This window comes from Kitasatospora sp. NPDC101183 (assembly GCF_044767945.1).
GTDB lineage: Bacteria > Actinomycetota > Actinomycetes > Streptomycetales > Streptomycetaceae > Kitasatospora.
In genome coordinates, this window is record NZ_JBIWOW010000011.1 from 145,548 (window position 1) to 161,432 (window position 15,885).

Genomic DNA, 15,885 nt, shown 5'->3' on the forward strand with positions numbered 1-15,885 from the left:
TCATGCACGTCCTCGTGGTGCACAACCGGTACTCCTCGGCGCAGCCGAGCGGAGAGAACAAGGTGGTCGACCAGGAGGTGGGGCTGCTGCGCGAGGCCGGCCACCGGGTCGACCTGTTCGAGCGGCGCAGTGACACCATCGCGGGCCGCTCGCTGCCGGGGAAGGTGGCGGTGCCGCTGCTGGTGCCGTGGAACCCGGCGGTGCGGACGGAGCTGGCGGCGCGGCTGCGCGCCGAGCGGCCGGACGTGGTGCACGTGCACAACGTGTTCCCGCTGCTGTCGCCCTCGGTGCTGGCGGCCTGCGCGGACGCGGGGGTGCCCGCCGTGGCGACGCTGCACAACTACACCCAGGTCTGCCCGCCGGGGACGCTGCAGCGCGACGGGCGGCCGTGCACCGAGTGCGTCGGCGGCTCGCCGCTACCGGCGGTGCGGCACGGCTGCTACCGGAACTCCTCGCTGGCGACGGTGCCGCTGGCGGTGAGCCTGGCGGTCAACCGGCGGCGCTGGTGGTCCGGGGTGGAGCGGTTCTTCTGCATCTCGGCGGCGCAGCGCGACGTCCTGGCGCGGGCCGGCATGCCGGCCGAGCGGCTGGCGGTGAAGCACAACTTCGTGCCGGACCCGGCGGAGCGCCGTACGGGCCGGGGCGAGCACGTGCTCTACCTCGGCCGCCTCGCGGAGGCCAAGGGCGTACGGCTGCTGATGGCGGCCTGGGACGAGCTCGCCCGCTCCGGCGGCGTGGGCGTGCCGCTGGTGATCGCCGGGACGGGGCCGCTGGAGCAGGAGGTCTCCGCCTGGGCGGCGGGCCGCGAGGACGTCCGGTACGCGGGCCTGTACGACACGGGCCAGTGCCGGGAGGCGATCGCGCGCTCCGTCGCCGTGGTGGCGCCGTCGACCTGGCTGGAGGCGTTCGGCCTGGTGGTCGTGGAGGCGATGGCGGCCGGGGTCCCGGTCGTCGCCGCGGGCCACGGCGCCTTCGTCGAGCTCGTCCGGGACGGCGAGACGGGGCTGCTGCACCGGCCGGGCGAGGCCTCCTCGCTCGCGGAGGGCCTGCGCCGGATCACGGCGGAGGCAGGCCTCAACCAGGAGATGGGCCGGGCGGCCCGGAGCCGGTACGAGCAGGGGTTCAGCCCTGCCGTCGGCCTGGAGCGCCTGGTGGAGGGGTACCGGTCCGCGATCGCGGGCCGGTCCGGCGGCGCGGACGGCGCGCCGCCGGTGACGAACGGGAACGCAGGCCCGCGGCGGGGCGACCGCCCGGGCAGGAATGGGGACACCACACCATGACGCAATGCCGACTGTGCGGATCGACGGCGATGGGGAGCGTCGTCGACCTGGGGGCGACCCCGCCGTGCGAGAGCTTCCTGTCCGCCGAGCAGCTGGACGGGCCGGAGACGACCTACCCGCTGCACCTGCGGGTGTGCACCGACTGCTGGCTGGCGCAGATCCCCCCGCTGATCACGCCGGAGGAGACGTTCCAGGAGTACGCCTACTTCTCCTCCTTCTCGACGTCCTGGGTGGAGCACGCCCGCACGTTCGTCGAAGGGGCGGCGGAGCGGCTGGAACTGGGGTCGGACTCCTTCGTGGTGGAGGTGGCGAGCAACGACGGCTACCTGCTGCGGCACGTGGTCGAGCGCGGCGTCCGCTGCCTGGGCGTGGAGCCCTCGGTGAACGTCGGCGCGGCGGCGCGCGAGGCGGGGGTGCCGACCCTCACCGCGTTCCTGACCCCGGAGACGGGCGCGGCGGTGCGCGCCGAGCACGGCCCGGCGGACCTGGTCGTGGCCAACAACGTGTACGCGCACATCCCGGACGTCGTCGGCTTCACCCAGGGGCTGCGCGCCCTGGTGGCCGACGACGGCTGGGTCTCCATCGAGGTGCAGCACCTGCTGACGCTGATCGAGGAGAACCAGTACGACACCATCTACCACGAGCACTTCCAGTACTACACGGTGGCCTCCGCGATCCAGGCCCTGGCCAGCGGCGGCCTCGCCCTGGTCGACGTCGAGCTGGTGCCCACCCACGGCGGCTCCATCCGCCTGTGGGCGCGCCCGGCCGAGGTGGCCGGCGAGCCGTCGCAGCGGGTGAGCGACGTGCTGGACCGGGAGAAGGCCGCCGGGCTGCGCGAGCTGTCCGGGTACACCGAGTTCTCCGCCCGGGTGGCCAAGGTCCGCCGGGACCTGCTGAGGTTCCTGGTCGAGGCGGCCGAGCGCGGCGAGACGGTCGTCGGCTACGGCGCCCCGGGCAAGGGCAACACCCTGCTCAACCACTGCGGCATCCGGCCCGACCTGCTGCCGTACACGGTGGACCGCAACCCGTACAAGCACGGCCGGTTCACCCCGGGCACGCGCATCCCGATCCTGGAGCCCGAGCGGATCGCCGCGGACAAGCCCGACTACGTCCTGGTCCTGCCGTGGAACCTGCGGGCCGAGCTGGTCGAGCAGCTGGCCTTCGTGCACGAGTGGGGCGGCCGCCTGGTCTTCCCCATCCCGGAACTCAGCATCGTCGAGGTGAAGGCGTGAAGGTCGTCCTGTTCTGCGGCGGTTACGGGCTGCGCATGCGCAGCGGGGCCTCCGACGACGTGCCCAAGCCGATGGCGATGGTCGGTCCCCGGCCGCTGATCTGGCACGTGATGCGCTACTACGCGTACTACGGGCACACCGAGTTCATCCTGTGCCTGGGCTACGGCGCCCGGCACATCAAGGACTTCTTCCTCAACTACGAGGAGACGACGTCCAACGACTTCGTCCTGCGGGGCGGGCAGACGGAGCTTCTGTCCACCGACATATCCTCCTGGACGATCACCTTCGCCCAGACCGGCATCGAGTCGCCGATCGGCGAGCGGCTGCGCCGGGTGCGCCACCACCTGGACGGGGACGAGATGTTCCTGGCCAACTACGCCGACGTCCTCACCGACGCCCCGCTGCCGGAGATGATCGAGAACTTCTCCAGGCGCGACGCCGGGGCCTCGATGACGGTCGTCCCGCCGCAGTCCTCGTTCCACTGCGTGGAGCTCGGCGAGGACAACCTGGTGGGCGGCATCACCGCGGTCAGCGACATGCCGCTGTGGGAGAACGGCGGCTACTTCGTGCTGCGCCAGGAGGTCTTCGACCACATCCCGGAGAACGGGGACCTCGTCGCCGACGGCTGCGCGGGCCTGGCCAAGCAGGGGCGCCTCGTCGCCCACAAGCACCGCGGCTTCTGGAAGCCGACCGACACCGTCAAGGAGCGGGCCGCGCTCGACGCCGCCTACGCGCGGGGCGAGCGCCCGTGGGCCGTGTGGGAGAAGGACGGCTCCGGCGTGAGGACGGCGTGATCCGGCTCGAACCGGCGGGGCTCACCGGCATCGCGGCGGTCGGCGCGCACTGCGACGACATCGCCATCGGCGCCGGCGGCACCCTGCTGACGATGTGCCTGGCGCGTCCCGGGCTGCGGGTCGACGCGCTGGTGCTCTCCGGCGGGGGCGGCGAGCGGGAGCAGGAGGAGCGGGCCGCGCTCGCCGCCTTCTGCCCCGGCGCCGACCTGCGCCTGACCGTCCTCAAGCTGCCGGACGGCCGGCTGCCCGCGCACTGGGACGAGGCCAAGGCCGCGGTGGAGGAGCTGCGGGCGCAGTGCGACCCCGGCCTCGTCCTCGCCCCGCGCACCGAGGACGCGCACCAGGACCACCGCGGGCTGGCGAAGCTGATGACCACCGCCTTCCGCGACCACCTGGTGCTCGGCTACGAGATCGTCAAGTGGGACGCGGACCTGGGGCGCCCCAACGCCTACCAGCCGCTGACCACCGAGGTCGCCGAACAGAAGGTGCGGCTGCTGCAGGAGCACTACGCCTCCCAGCGCCACCGCCCCTGGTACGACCGCGAGGCCTTCCTCGGGCTGGCCCGCATCCGCGGCATCGAGTGCCACGCGCGCTACGCCGAAGCCTTCGCCGCATCAAAACTCACGCTCAACCTGGAGGGCTGACCCTTGCGTGTACTGCTGACCGGACACCAGGGCTACCTGGGCACCGTGATGGCCCCCGTCCTCGCCGAGGCCGGCCACGAGGTCGTCGGGCTGGACTCCGGCCTGTTCGCGGACTGCGTCCTCGGCCCGACGCCCGCCGACCCGCCCGGGCGCCGGGTGGACCTGCGCGACGTCACCGCCGAGGACGTGGCCGGGGTGGACGCCGTGATCCACCTGGGCGCGCTCTCCAACGACCCGCTGGGCTCGCTGGCCCCGGACCTCACCTACGACATCAACCACCACGCCTCGGTGAAGCTGGCGAAGCTCGCCCGCGAGGCCGGGGTGGGCCGCTTCCTGTACGCCTCCACCTGCTCGGTCTACGGCGCGGCCGGCGGCGACGCGCTGGTGGGCGAGGACGCCCCGCTGCGCCCGGTGACCCCGTACGCGGAGTCCAAGGTGCGGGTGGAGGACGACCTGCACGAGCTGGCCGACGACGACTTCACCCCGGTGTACATGCGCAACGCCACCGCCTTCGGCTACTCGCCCCGGCTGCGCGCCGACATCGTCCTGAACAACCTGGTGGGCCACGCCCTGCTCTCGGGCGAGGTGCTGGTGCTCTCCGACGGCACCCCGTGGCGCCCGCTGGTGCACGCCGGGGACATCGCCCGGGCCTTCGCGGCCGCGCTGGTCGCGCCCCGCGAGGCCGTGCACGACCGGGCGTTCAACATCGGCAGCGAGATCAACAACGTGACCGTCGCCGAGATCGCCGAGCAGGTCGCCGAGGCGGTGGAGGGCTCCACGGTGCGCATCACCGGGGAGGCCGGCGCCGACCCGCGCTCCTACCGGGTGGACTTCTCCCGGTTCCGCGCGGCGATCCCGGGCTTCGACTGCGAGTGGACGGTCAAGCAGGGCGCCCTCGAACTGGCCGACGCCTACCGCAAGTTCGGCCTCACCAAGGAGGACTTCGAGCGCCGCTTCACCCGGCTGGCCGTGCTGCGCGCCGCCTCCGAGGCCGGCACCGTCGACGACACCCTGCGGCGGCGCCGGTGACCACGCCCGGCGAGGAGATGCACGCCCTGGTGGAGCGGCTGTACCCGATCTGCCGCAGCATCACCGGCGACGGCGTGCGCGCGACCCTCGACATCGTCGGCGAGCACCTCCCGCTCCAGGTCCACGAGGTGCCCACCGGCACCGCGGTGCTGGACTGGACGGTGCCGCAGGAGTGGAACATCCGCGACGCGTACGTGGCCGACGCCTCCGGGCGGCGGGTCGTGGACTTCGCCGCCTCCAGCCTGCACGTGCTGGGCTACAGCGTGCCGGTGGCGGCGACCATGCCGCTGAGCGAGCTGCGCCCGCACCTGTACACCCTGCCCGACCAGCCCTCGCTGGTGCCGTACCGCACCAGCTACTACCAGCCGCAGTGGGGCTTCTGCCTGGCGCAGGAGACCCTGGACGCCCTGCCCGAGGGCGACTACGAGGTGCGGATCGACTCCACCCTCGCCGACGGCCACCTCACCTACGCCGAGCACGTGGTGCCCGGCAGGGTCGCCGACGAGGTCATCGTCTCCACCCACGTCTGCCACCCCGCGCTCGCCAACGACAACATGGCGGGCGTGGCGGTGGCGGTCCATCTGGCCAAGGAGCTGGCGGAGCGCGACACCTGGTACACCTACCGGTTCGTCTTCGCCCCCGGCACCGTCGGGGCGATCACCTGGCTGGCCCGCAACGCCGAGCGGATCGAGCAGGTCAAGCACGGGCTGGTGCTGGCCTGCGCCGGGGACGCGGGGCAGGTGACGTACAAGCAGAGCCGCCGCGGGGACGCGGAGATCGACCGGGTGCTGCGGCACGTCCTCGCCGCCTCCGAACGGCCGCACGAGATCCGCGAGTTCACCCCGTACGGCTACGACGAGCGGCAGTACTGCTCGCCCGGGTTCGACCTGGGCGTGGGCTCGCTCAGCCGGACCCCGTACGCCGGGTACCCCGAGTACCACACCTCGGGGGACGACGTGGACTTCGTGAAGCCCGAGGCGCTGGAGGACACCCTCGCGGTCTGCCGCGAGGCCTTCTCCGTGCTCGACCGCAACCGCCGCTACGTCAACCTCAGCCCGTACGGCGAGCCGCAGTTGGGCCGCCGCGGGCTGTACGACTCGCTCGGCGGGCGCAGCGACGCCAAGGAGGCGCAGATGGCGATGCTCTGGGTGCTCAGCATGTCCGACGGCTCGAAGAGCCTGCTGGACGTCAGCGAGCGCTCCGGCCTGGCCTTCGACACCGTGGCCGCCGCGGCCGACGCCCTGCTGGGCGCCGGACTGATCAAGGCGTGACGCCGATGACCACCGAGGAGGAGAAGACAGCACCACCGCCCGCACCGACGGACTCTCCCGCCAAGCGGGGCGGCGTCCTCGGACGGCTGTCCTGGGGGCTGGCCGACCAGGCGGTCTCCAGCATGATCAACTTCGCGGTGGGCATCTACGTCGCCCGGGAGCTGGGGGTGGACGCCTTCGGCGTGTTCAGCCTCGCCTGGCTGACGTACGGCGTCGTGCTCAACGTGTCCCGGGGGCTGGCCACCGACCCGCTGATGGTGCGCTTCAGCGCCGTCCCCGAGGCCGCCTGGCGCGCGGCGGCGAGCCGGTCCTCGGGGGCCGCGCTCGCCGTCGGCGCCACCCTGGGCGCCCTGTGCGTGCTGGTCGGGCTGGGCCTCGGCGGCGAGGTGGGCTCCGCGTTCACCTGCCTCGGCGCCGCCCTGCCCTGCCTGCTGCTCCAGGACTCCCGGCGGTTCGCCTTCTTCGCCGCCGGGAGCGGGCAGAAGGCGTTCTTCAACGACTCGGTGCAGGGTGTCGCGCTGATCCCGGCCATGCTCGTCGCGGCGCGCTTCGGCACCGTGGCCGCGTTCATCCTGGCCTGGGGCGCCGCCGCCCTGGCCGCCGCCGGGTACGGCTTCCTCCAGTCCGGCATCCGGCCCCGGGTCACCGAGGCCCGCGGCTGGCTGCGCGAGCAGCGCGACCTCGGCAGCCGGTACCTGGTCGAGAACGTCAGCCTCAGCGGCGCCGGCCAGCTGCGGGCGTACGGCCTCGGCGCGATCGCCGGGGTCGGCGCGGTGGGCGCCGTGCGCGGCGCCGAACTGCTCCAAGGGCCGTTCCTGGCCCTGCTGATGGGCCTGTCCCTGGTCACCGTGGCCGAGGCCGCCCGGGTGCTGAGGCAGACCCCCGAGCGCCTCGGCCGGTTCTGCTTCCTGCTGGGCGGCGGCCAGGCCGGCGCCGCCCTGCTGTGGGGCTCGGCGCTGCTGCTGATGCCCGACCGGCTCGGCGAGATGGTCCTCGGCGACGTCTGGCACGAGGCCTCGCCGCTCATCCTGCCCGCCACCCTCGGCGTCGCCGGCGCGGGCCTGGGCAGCGGAGCCGCCGCCGGGCTGCGCGCCCTCGCCGCCGCCCGGCGCAGCCTGCGCTGCCAGCTCTTCGCCTCCGCCTGCTACCTGGGCGGCGGGCTCGGCGGCGCCGCCCTGGCCGGCACGGTCGGCTCCGCCTGGGGCGTCGCCACCGCCACGGCCTGCGGCTCGGCCCTGTGGTGGCTCCAGCTGCGGGCCGCCCTGCGCGAGCACCTCCGCGCAGCCTCTTCCTCACGTTCCGAATCACGTTCCGAAGCACGTTCCGAATCACGTTCCGAAGCACCTGAAGGCAACTCCCAAGTGAGGACGCAATGACCGCCGTTCCCCGGTTGAGCATCGGGCTGCCCGTCTACAACGGCGAGGAGTACCTCGCCGAGTCCCTCGACGCCCTGCTCGGCCAGACCTACGCGGAGTTCGAGCTGGTCATCTCCGACAACGCCTCGACCGACACCACCGAGGAGATCTGCCGCGACTACGCCGCGAAGGACCCGCGCATCCGCTACCTGCGGCTGAGCCGCAACATCGGCGCGGCGCCGAACCACAACTACGTCTTCACCCAGTGCCGCGGCGAACTGTTCAAGTGGGCCTCCCACGACGACCTGTACGCCCGGGACCTCCTGCTGCGCTGCGTGGAGGCCCTGGACGAGCGGCCCGACGTCATCCTCGCCCACTCCGACCAGGCCGTCATCGACGAGACCGGCAAGGTCAAGGTGCCGTACGCGTACGGGCTGGCCACCGACTCGCCGTCCGCCCCCGTCCGCTTCCGCAGCCTGCTGTTCGAGCCCGGCGGGGACGACTTCTACGGCGTGATGCGCGCCGACGTGCTGCGCCGCGTCAAGCCGCACGACAGCTACCACCACGCCGACCGCACCTTCGTCGCCGAGATCACCCTGCACGGGCCCTTCCACCAGGTGCCCGAACTGCTCTACTTCCGCCGCGACCACCCCACCCGCGCCGAACGGGCCAACCCCTCCAAACGCTCCCGGTGCGTCAACCTGGACCCGCGCCGGGCCGGGCTGCTGCACCCGACGCCGCGGCTGCTCGTCGAGTACGTCTGGGGCTTCGTCGAGGCGATCCAGCGGGCGCCGCTGTCCCCGCAGGACCGCCGCGAGTGCTACCGCGCCCTGCGCTCCTGGCTGACCAGCCGCCGCCGCTCCGGCGCCGGCGAGCGGGTCGAGGACCGCGCCCCGGTCGTGCCGCCCGAGCTCGCCGTCTCCGTGGACGACCTGGTGGCCGGGCGCGAGGGGAGGCGGTCGTGACCTCCCGACGCCCGGTGCGCGTGGGGGTGTTCGGCCTGCTCGGCTCCGGCAACCTCGGCAACGACGGGTCGCTGGAGGCCGTGCTCGGCTACCTGCGCTCCGCGCACCCGGACGCCCCGGTGGACGCGCTGTGCGGCGGCCCCGAGACCGTCACGGCCCGCTACCGCATCCCCGCGACCAGGCTGCACTGGTACCGGGGCGAGTACCGCACCGCCTCCCGCCTGGGCTCCGTCCTCGGCAAGGGCCTGGGCAAGGCCGTCGACGTGGTGCGCACCGCCGCCTGGGTGCGCCGCCACGACGTGGTCATCGTCCCCGGCATGGGCGTGCTGGAGGCCACCCTGCCGCTGCGGCCCTGGGGCTTCCCGTACGCGCTGTTCCTGCTCTGCGCCTCCGGGCGGCTGTTCGGCACCAAGGTCGCGTTGGTCGGCGTCGGCGCCGCCCCGATCCGGGACGGCGCCGTACGGGCCCTGGTGCGCCGCTCGGCGCGCCTGGCCGCGTACCGCTCCTACCGGGACGAACTCTCCCGCGACGCCATGCGGGAGATGGGCGTGGACGTCTCCCGCGACGCCGTCCACCCCGACCTCGCCTTCTCCCTGCCGGCGCCGCCCGCCACCGGGGAGCGGGACGGGCGGGTCTGCGTGGGCGTCATGGACTTCCACGGCGGCAACGACGACCGCGCCGAGGCCGAGGAGATCCACCGCCGCTACGTGGAGGGGACGACCCGCTTCGTGCGCACCCTCGTCGAGGAGGGCCGCCCGGTGCGGCTGCTCACCGGCGACGGGGCGGACGCCGCGGTGGTCACCGCCATCCTCGAGGCCGTCGACTCCCCGCTGGTCACCGCCTCCCCCGCCGCCTCGCTGGCCGAGCTGATGGCGGAGGCGGCCGCCGCCGACGCCGTGGTCGCGACCAGGTACCACAACCTGGTCTGCGCCCTGAAGGCCGGCGTCCCCACGCTCTCCCTCAGCTACGCGGCCAAGAGCGACGCCCTGATGGCCGGGATGGGCCTGGCCGCCCACCGGCACCCGGCCCGCGCCGTCGACGCCGAGCAACTGACCGAGCAGTTCCGCGCGTTGGAGAAGAACGCGGCCGAGCTGCGGCAGACCCTCGCCGAGCACAACGAGGCCGCCGTGCAGCGCCTCGACCAGCAGTTCACCGCCCTGACCGCGGCCCTCTTCCCGAAGGAACCCTCATGAAGGTGACCGAAGTCCCGGCGATCGCCGGCGCCCACCTGTTCGAGCCGACGCCCTACGCCGACGAGCGCGGCTTCTTCTGCCGCACCTTCGACGCCGAGGTGCTGCGCTCCGTCGGCATCGACCCCAACGCCTTCGTCCAGCACAGCGTCTCCCGCTCGGTGAAGGGCGTGCTGCGCGGCCTGCACCTGCGCTCCGGCGCCGGGGAGGCCAAGCTGGTGCGCTGCTCCTCCGGCGAGGTCTTCGACGTGGTCGTCGACCTGCGGCCCGCCTCCCCCACGTACCGCAACGTCGCCACCTTCGCGCTCTCCGGCGAGACGCAGGCCAGCGTCTACATCCCGGCCGGGTGCGCGCACGGCTTCCAGGCGCTCACCGACGCCGACGTCTCGTACCGGATCGACCGCCCGCACGACCCGAGCGAGGACGTGACGATCGCCTTCGACGACCCGGAACTCGCCGTCCCCTGGCCGCTGCCGCCCGTGTCGATGTCCAAGCGGGACCGCGAGGCGCCCGGCCTCACCGAGGCCCTGGCGGCCGTTCGTACCCAGGAGAGCTGATCTTCATGCCTGTCGACGACTTCCAGCTGCCCAAGTCCCGCGCCGCCAACGAGCGGCTGCACGCCCTGATCCCCGGCGGCGCCCACACCTACGCCAAGGGCGACGACCAGTACCCCGAGCACCTGGCCCCGGTCATCAGCCACGGCCGGGGCGCCCACGTGTGGGACGTGGACGGCAACCGCTACGTCGAGTACGGCTCCGGCCTGCGCGCCGTCAGCCTCGGCCACGCCCACCCGCGCGTCACCGAGGCCGCACGGCGCGAACTGGAGCGGGGCGCCAACTTCGCCCGGCCCTCCATCCTCGAACTCGAGGCCGCCGAGCGCTTCCTGGCCACCGTGCCCACCGCCGAGATGGTCAAGTTCGCCAAGAACGGCTCCGACGTCACCACCGCCGCCGTCCGCCTCGCCCGCGCCGCCACCGGGCGCGCCAAGGTCGCCGTCTGCGCCGACCAGCCGTTCTTCTCCACCGACGACTGGTTCATCGGCACCACGCCCATGGGCGCCGGCATCCCGGCCGCCATCACCGACCTCACCGTCTCCTTCCCGTACGGGGACCTCGCGGCCACCGAGGAACTGCTCACCCGCCACCGGGGCGAGATCGCCTGCCTGATCCTCGAACCCGCCGGCCACAGCGAGCCCGCGCCCGGGTACCTCGCCGGGATGCGCGAACTGGCCGACCGGCACGGCTGCGTGCTGGTCTTCGACGAGATGATCACCGGCCTGCGCTGGTCCGAGGCCGGCGCCCAGGGCCTGTACGGCGTCGTCCCCGACCTCTCCACCTTCGGCAAGGCGCTGGGCAACGGCTTCGCCGTCTCCGCCCTCGCCGGGCGCCGGGACCTGATGGAGCGTGGCGGGCTGCGCCACGCCGAGGACCGGGTGTTCCTGCTCTCCACCACGCACGGCGCGGAGACCCACTCCCTGGCCGCCGCGATGGCCGTGCAGACCACCTACGTCGAGGAGGGCATCGCCGCCCGGCTGCACGCGCTCGGCGAGCGGCTGGCCGCCGGGGTCCGCGAGGCCTCGGCCGGGATGGGCACTGGCGAGCACGTCGTCGTCCGGGGCCGGGCCAGCAACCTCGTCTTCGCGACGCTGGACGAGCAGGGGCGGCCCTCGCAGGAGTACCGCACCCTGTTCATGCGCCAACTGCTGGCGGGCGGGGTGCTGGCGCCGTCCTTCGTGGTGAGCAGCGCGCTGGACGACGCGGACATCGCGCAGACGGTCGACGCGGTGGCGGCCGCCTGCGCCGTCTACCGCAAGGCCCTGGACGCGGGCGACCCGACGCCGTGGCTGGGCGGGCGCCCGGTCAAGCCGGTGTTCCGCCGCCGGGCCTGAGGGTTCGCTCCGCCGGCCGGTCAGCGCTGTCAGTCCGTCAGCCGGTCACCTGGTCAGCCGCTCGGCTGTCCGGCTGTCCGGCTGTCCGGCTGTCCGGCTGTCCGGCTGTCCGGCTGTCCGGCTGTCCGGCTGTCCGGCTGTCCGGCTGTCCGGGGCAGTGTCCGGTCGACGAGCCACGCCACGGCTGGCACCGCCGCCAGCGCGGTGCACCAGCCGGCGAACACGTCGCTCGGGTAGTGCGCTCCGAGGGTGACCTGTGCCCAGCCCATCAGGGCGCCAGCTGTCAGGGCCAGGGCGAGGCCTAGGCCCTGACGGCGGCGGGTGGCGGCCATCGCCACCGCGAGGGCGAGCGCGGTGAGGAAGGCGGTGTGCCCGCTCGGGTACGAAAGGTTCTGCGGGCCGTGGATGGTGCGGCCCACCACGTGCTTGAGCAGCGTCGCCGTCCCCACGGCCAGGGCGACGCCGCCCACCACGACCAGGGCCGCCCGCCGCTGCCGCAGCACCAGCAGCGCCGCCACAACGGCCCCGACCAGCAGCGTCGACCCCACGGGCTCCCCCAGCCAGTCCAGGGCGTGCGCGACATCCCGCCAGGGCGAGCGCAGCCCGTACAGCTCCTGGCCGATCCGGCCGTCCACCGGGCCCGGCTGGCCCTTTCCCGCGAACCAGATCCCGAGCAGCGCGACCAGCGCCGCCGCGACCATCCCGAGCCGTCCCCGCAGCCGATCCACGACTCGCCCCCATCGTCAACGCCCGTTCCCCGGAGGCCCATTCAAACGGTCGCCGGGCCGGATGCCAAGCTCGCGTCAGCGGGTCGGCGGCGGCGGCGTGGGCCCGCCGGGGCTGCTCGGGGGCCCGCTCGGGAACGGCATGCAGGGCGAGGCGGACGGGGTGGGCGAGCCCGGCGCGGCCGTCGGGAACTCGCAGTCGTTGTGGTAGATCGGCCCGATCATCCACACCCGGTTGACCTGGAACGGCCCCTGCCCGTACCAGCCGTGGAACGTGACGGTCACGTCCCGGACGTCGCCGATCTCCAGGTCGACGTACAGGGACTTCCAGTTCGGCCCGTCCGCCCACCGGGTCACCTCGCCGGTGCCCGTTCCGGTGCCGGTGATGGTGACGAAGGTGTAGGAGCCGGACATGTACGCCGAGAAGTCGTACCGGGTGCGCGGGACTACCGGGACGGTCTGGGTGCACCCGGCGTAGTTCTGGCCGGTGGGGCGGCCCTCGACGACCTGGCCGGTCTGGACGAACTCGCCGTCGCAGCTCCAGCCCAGCGCGAGCGGGTCGCGGAAGGTGCCGTTCTTGATCCAGTCCAGCGGCGCGGGCTGGGCGGTGGCGGACACGTTGAGGGACAGGACCGCCGTGGCGGCCAGGACGAGGGCGCCGAGGGCGGCGCCGAACGGACTGCCGCCGACGGCACGGCGGGCACGGGACAGGCGCATGGCATCTCCGGTGTGGGGGTGGGCGGTCGGCGTCGCGGTGGGGTCGCTCACCCGTCAGGGGATGTACGTACGTTGGCAGGACGGGCTGGGCGAGGGCGACGCCGTCGCGGTTGCCGTTTCTCCGCACGGGCTCGGCTCGAAGCCGGGGCCGATGAAGGAGACCCGGTGCACGTCGTACGCCGCCTGCTCGTACCAGCCGTGGAAGTAGACCGTCAGCTCCGTGGTCCGCGGCCCGGTGGTGACCTGGACGCTCTGGTTGTGCCAGGTGGTCCCGCTGGACCAGGTGGAGGCGTTCTCGCCGCCCGCGCCCGTCACCCCGGTGAAGGCGAACGGGCCCCGCACCGTGGCGTCCAGCGTGTAGGTGGAGTTCGGCAGGACCTTGACGGTCTGCCGGCACCCGGCGGTGCCGTCCTCGCCCGGGTGGCCCGTCACGTAGTGGTCGTGCGGGATGGAGCTGGGCGACACGTTCGCGTCGCAGGCCCAGATCCACGGGTACGAGTCGAAGCCGCCGTTGAGGACGAGGTCGGCGAACGGTACCGGGTCCGGTGCCGCGGCGGCGAGGCCCGTGGTGGTGGCCGCGAGGGCGAGCCCGGCGGCGGCGAGGCCCACGGTCAGGCCGTCGCGCCTGAGCCGACGACGGGTGGGGCGGGGTGGGGCGGGTGCACGCATGCCGTCTCCGAGTGGGGGTCGTGATGGGGCAGCGGTGCCAGGGAGTGGAGCACACCATGGTGGATGCGGGCCACCACCGTCAAGGGGAGGCAAAGACCTTCCGGGCGGCCAACGCACCGTCCGTACAAGGCCGTTGCCACGCCCGGCGCACAGCGGGCACGCGACGGCGGGGCCTCCCGGATCGATCCGTCCGGAGGGCCCCGCCGTGTCCTCGGTGTTCAGTCCGCCGCCCGGACGGCGTCCTCCCGGCCCTCGACCAGGACGGCCGGCTCCAGCGGGGAGGCGATCTCCTGCTTGCTGCGCGCCGCCCAGTCGCGGATGCCGAGCAGGACCATGACGAAGAAGATCCCGTAGACGATGCCGGAGAAGTACAGCTCGGAGTGGATCGCCAGCGGCACGCCCACCAGGTCCACGGCCAGCCAGACGAACCAGAACTCCACGTAGCGGCGGGCCTGGCTGTACATCGCGAGGATCGAGCCGATGAAGATCCAGGCGTCCGCGAGGACCATCCACCACGGCGCGCCCGGGTAGAACGAGGCGTCCGTGCCCTTGAGGATCGCGCCGAAGCCGACCGTCCCGGCCACCATCGCCGCCGCCATCACGGCGCGCTCGATCCCGGACGCCCAGCGGACGTTGATGGTGCCCTCCTGCTCGCGGCTGCGCTTCCAGGTCGCCCATCCCCAGCTGGCGGAGACGATGATGACGATCTGCCGGGCGGCGTTGCCGCCCAGGTGCACGTTGAGGCTGGCGATCAGCAGCAGGACGGAGCCGAGGATCTGGACGGGCCAGGCCACCAGTGAGCGGCGCAGCGCCAGCCAGACGGTGGCCAGGGCGAGCAGGTTGCCGAAGAAGTCGGACCAGTAGACGGGGAGACCGAAGAAGCTGAACTGCTCGTTCAGCCAGTGGAATGCGCTCATGACTCACACCTTTGGTCGTGTGGAGCGAGGTGGGGGGAGGAGACGGTCGGCCCCGCGGAAGCGGGGGGTGCGGGGCCGACCGGGCGCGGGGTGGGGGGCCGGGGGGGGGGGGCCGCCACCGGCAGGTGGGGGAACTTCGGGGGTGTTGCCCGGGATGGTCAGGCGAGGGCGGCGGCGCGGACGTGCCGTCCGTGCGCCGAGTCGAGGTGGGCCTCGGAGCGGCGCACGTCCTCGCGGGCGGCGGTGAGGAGGTCACCGGCGGTGGCGAACTTCTCGGTGTCGCGGATGCGGGCGACGAACCACAGGTCGACGCGCTCGCCGTACAGGTCCCCGACCTCCTCCGGGGTGCCGTGGCAGTACACCTCGGTGTGGACCTGGGGGGTGTCGCAGAAGGTCGGGTTGGTGCCGATGCTGATCGTCGCGCGGTGGACGGCGCCGCCGGCGCGGCGGGCCAGCCAGCCGCTGTAGATCGCGGGCGGCGGGACGGCCGCGCCGGGGTCGGGGGCGATGTTGGCGGTGGGGAAGCCGAGGTGCCGCCCCCGGCCGGCGCCGTGGACCACGGTGCCGGCCAGCCTGGCTGTCTCCGCCACGGAGATGTCAGGCATGGGGGCTGAGCTCGCGGAACTGGCTGGTGTGGAAGACCAGCGGCTCCACGCCGGGGAAGAGCCGGGCGGTGAGCAGCTCCATCAGGACGATCTCGTGGTCGCCGCCGTCGTAGACCGCGTTGACCCGGGCCGTCAGCCACAGGGCCGCGTCGTGGATCAGCACCGCCTCCTCCGGCGTCGTCCGCCAGTCGGTGCCCGCGAAACGGTCGCCTGTCCGGGAGGCGAGGCGCCGGCAGAGCGGGCCCTGGCCGAGGCTGAGCACGCTCAGGCCCAGCACCGGGGCCTCGGCGAGCCTCGGCCAGGTGGTCGAGGTGCGGGCCACGCTGACCGCGACCATCGGCGGGTCCAGCGAGATCGAGACGAAGGAGCTGACCGCGAGGCCGACCGGTTCGCCGTCGAGCAGCGCGCCGAGCGCGACGACGCCGGTGGGGTAGGCGCCGAAGGCCTGGCGCAGCACGGCGGGGTCGGGCCGGACGGCCGTCGGGTCCGGCGTGGTGTCCGGGGTCAGGCCTGCGGCCTCCTCCTCCGACGGGGCGGGCGGGGTCGGGTGGTGGGTCGGGGTGACCATGGTCGTCGCCGTCCTCTCATCACGTCGCGGGTCGGG

The 15,885-nt window shown here is 73.6% G+C and carries 17 protein-coding genes; 11 read left to right on the top strand and 6 right to left on the bottom strand.

Annotated elements, in window-relative coordinates; all coding sequences use genetic code 11:
• The first annotated feature begins 2 nt into the window (after positions 1-2).
• From ACIRRS_RS17460 to ACIRRS_RS17510, 11 genes are read left to right on the top strand one after another with little or no spacing between them, the layout of a single operon-like run.
• On the top strand, positions 3-1,280 hold the full coding sequence (locus ACIRRS_RS17460; protein WP_402971372.1) for a glycosyltransferase: 1,278 nt from the start codon (positions 3-5) through the stop codon (positions 1,278-1,280).
• A complete protein-coding gene (locus tag ACIRRS_RS17465; RefSeq protein WP_402971375.1) occupies positions 1,277-2,512 on the top strand; it encodes a class I SAM-dependent methyltransferase in 1,236 nt (411 codons plus the stop codon). The genes ACIRRS_RS17460 and ACIRRS_RS17465 overlap by 4 nt, the downstream gene beginning before the upstream one ends.
• The gene (locus tag ACIRRS_RS17470; protein WP_402971377.1) at positions 2,509-3,306 is read left to right on the top strand and encodes a glucose-1-phosphate cytidylyltransferase; all 798 of its coding nucleotides are present in this window, start codon (positions 2,509-2,511) and stop codon (positions 3,304-3,306) included. Before ACIRRS_RS17465 ends, ACIRRS_RS17470 begins: the two co-directional genes overlap by 4 nt.
• Entirely contained in the window at positions 3,303-3,950 is a 648-nt protein-coding gene (locus tag ACIRRS_RS17475; RefSeq protein ID WP_402971380.1) for a PIG-L deacetylase family protein, read from the top strand. The genes ACIRRS_RS17470 and ACIRRS_RS17475 overlap by 4 nt, the downstream gene beginning before the upstream one ends.
• Positions 3,951-3,953: 3 nt before the next feature.
• Positions 3,954-4,979 (top strand): NAD-dependent epimerase/dehydratase family protein, encoded by a 1,026-nt coding sequence (locus ACIRRS_RS17480; protein WP_402971382.1) that lies wholly within the window; start codon positions 3,954-3,956, stop codon positions 4,977-4,979.
• Positions 4,980-4,996: 17 nt separating this feature from the next.
• On the top strand, positions 4,997-6,250 hold the full coding sequence (locus ACIRRS_RS17485; protein WP_402971647.1) for a DUF4910 domain-containing protein: 1,254 nt from the start codon (positions 4,997-4,999) through the stop codon (positions 6,248-6,250).
• 5 nt (positions 6,251-6,255) lie between these two features.
• Positions 6,256-7,626 (top strand): hypothetical protein, encoded by a 1,371-nt coding sequence (locus ACIRRS_RS17490; RefSeq protein ID WP_402971384.1) that lies wholly within the window; start codon positions 6,256-6,258, stop codon positions 7,624-7,626.
• Complete coding sequence (locus ACIRRS_RS17495) at positions 7,623-8,570, top strand: glycosyltransferase family 2 protein (RefSeq protein ID WP_402971387.1); 948 nt, start codon at positions 7,623-7,625, stop codon at positions 8,568-8,570. Before ACIRRS_RS17490 ends, ACIRRS_RS17495 begins: the two co-directional genes overlap by 4 nt.
• Entirely contained in the window at positions 8,567-9,763 is a 1,197-nt protein-coding gene (locus tag ACIRRS_RS17500) for a polysaccharide pyruvyl transferase family protein (protein ID WP_402971390.1), read from the top strand. The genes ACIRRS_RS17495 and ACIRRS_RS17500 overlap by 4 nt, the downstream gene beginning before the upstream one ends.
• On the top strand, positions 9,760-10,317 hold the full coding sequence (locus tag ACIRRS_RS17505; RefSeq protein WP_402971393.1) for a dTDP-4-dehydrorhamnose 3,5-epimerase family protein: 558 nt from the start codon (positions 9,760-9,762) through the stop codon (positions 10,315-10,317). Before ACIRRS_RS17500 ends, ACIRRS_RS17505 begins: the two co-directional genes overlap by 4 nt.
• 5 nt (positions 10,318-10,322) lie before the next feature.
• The gene (locus tag ACIRRS_RS17510; protein ID WP_402971396.1) at positions 10,323-11,648 is read left to right on the top strand and encodes a glutamate-1-semialdehyde 2,1-aminomutase; all 1,326 of its coding nucleotides are present in this window, start codon (positions 10,323-10,325) and stop codon (positions 11,646-11,648) included.
• 53 nt (positions 11,649-11,701) lie between these two features.
• On the opposite strand, the gene ACIRRS_RS17515 is transcribed toward ACIRRS_RS17510, so the two are convergent.
• The 6 genes from ACIRRS_RS17515 to ACIRRS_RS17540 all read right to left on the bottom strand — a co-directional run bounded on the left by ACIRRS_RS17515 (position 11,702) and on the right by ACIRRS_RS17540 (position 15,849).
• Positions 11,702-12,349 (bottom strand): phosphatase PAP2 family protein, encoded by a 648-nt coding sequence (locus tag ACIRRS_RS17515; RefSeq protein ID WP_402971649.1) that lies wholly within the window; start codon positions 12,347-12,349, stop codon positions 11,702-11,704.
• A gap of 102 nt (positions 12,350-12,451) precedes the next feature.
• A complete protein-coding gene (locus tag ACIRRS_RS17520) occupies positions 12,452-13,090 on the bottom strand; it encodes a hypothetical protein (RefSeq protein WP_402971399.1) in 639 nt (212 codons plus the stop codon).
• A gap of 54 nt (positions 13,091-13,144) precedes the next feature.
• Entirely contained in the window at positions 13,145-13,759 is a 615-nt protein-coding gene (locus tag ACIRRS_RS17525; RefSeq protein WP_402971402.1) for a hypothetical protein, read from the bottom strand.
• A gap of 218 nt (positions 13,760-13,977) precedes the next feature.
• Positions 13,978-14,676, bottom strand: coding sequence for a nicotinamide riboside transporter PnuC (locus ACIRRS_RS17530; protein WP_402971405.1), 699 nt, complete (start codon positions 14,674-14,676; stop codon positions 13,978-13,980).
• Positions 14,677-14,834: 158 nt separating this feature from the next.
• Positions 14,835-15,281: a riboflavin kinase gene (locus ACIRRS_RS17535; protein ID WP_402971407.1), complete on the bottom strand. Its 447-nt coding sequence runs from the start codon at positions 15,279-15,281 to the stop codon at positions 14,835-14,837.
• Positions 15,274-15,849 (bottom strand): flavin reductase family protein, encoded by a 576-nt coding sequence (locus tag ACIRRS_RS17540; protein WP_402971410.1) that lies wholly within the window; start codon positions 15,847-15,849, stop codon positions 15,274-15,276. Before ACIRRS_RS17540 ends, ACIRRS_RS17535 begins: the two co-directional genes overlap by 8 nt.
• Positions 15,850-15,885 lie beyond the last annotated feature (36 nt).

Bases quoted from the DNA above. Each gene is read 5' to 3' on its own strand.
- ACIRRS_RS17505 (WP_402971393.1), top strand. From the start codon at position 9,760: ATGAAGGTGACCGAAGTCCCGGCGATCGCCGGCGCCCACCTGTTCGAG.
- ACIRRS_RS17460 (WP_402971372.1), top strand. From the start codon at position 3: ATGCACGTCCTCGTGGTGCACAACCGGTACTCCTCGGCGCAGCCGAGC.
- ACIRRS_RS17540 (WP_402971410.1), bottom strand. From the start codon at position 15,849: ATGGTCACCCCGACCCACCACCCGACCCCGCCCGCCCCGTCGGAGGAG.
- ACIRRS_RS17510 (WP_402971396.1), top strand. From the start codon at position 10,323: ATGCCTGTCGACGACTTCCAGCTGCCCAAGTCCCGCGCCGCCAACGAG.
- ACIRRS_RS17515 (WP_402971649.1), bottom strand. From the start codon at position 12,349: ATGGTCGCGGCGGCGCTGGTCGCGCTGCTCGGGATCTGGTTCGCGGGA.
- ACIRRS_RS17535 (WP_402971407.1), bottom strand. From the start codon at position 15,281: ATGCCTGACATCTCCGTGGCGGAGACAGCCAGGCTGGCCGGCACCGTG.
- ACIRRS_RS17485 (WP_402971647.1), top strand. From the start codon at position 4,997: ATGCACGCCCTGGTGGAGCGGCTGTACCCGATCTGCCGCAGCATCACC.
- ACIRRS_RS17490 (WP_402971384.1), top strand. From the start codon at position 6,256: ATGACCACCGAGGAGGAGAAGACAGCACCACCGCCCGCACCGACGGAC.
- ACIRRS_RS17530 (WP_402971405.1), bottom strand. From the start codon at position 14,676: ATGAGCGCATTCCACTGGCTGAACGAGCAGTTCAGCTTCTTCGGTCTC.
- ACIRRS_RS17520 (WP_402971399.1), bottom strand. From the start codon at position 13,090: ATGCGCCTGTCCCGTGCCCGCCGTGCCGTCGGCGGCAGTCCGTTCGGC.
- ACIRRS_RS17525 (WP_402971402.1), bottom strand. From the start codon at position 13,759: ATGCGTGCACCCGCCCCACCCCGCCCCACCCGTCGTCGGCTCAGGCGC.
- ACIRRS_RS17465 (WP_402971375.1), top strand. From the start codon at position 1,277: ATGACGCAATGCCGACTGTGCGGATCGACGGCGATGGGGAGCGTCGTC.
- ACIRRS_RS17495 (WP_402971387.1), top strand. From the start codon at position 7,623: ATGACCGCCGTTCCCCGGTTGAGCATCGGGCTGCCCGTCTACAACGGC.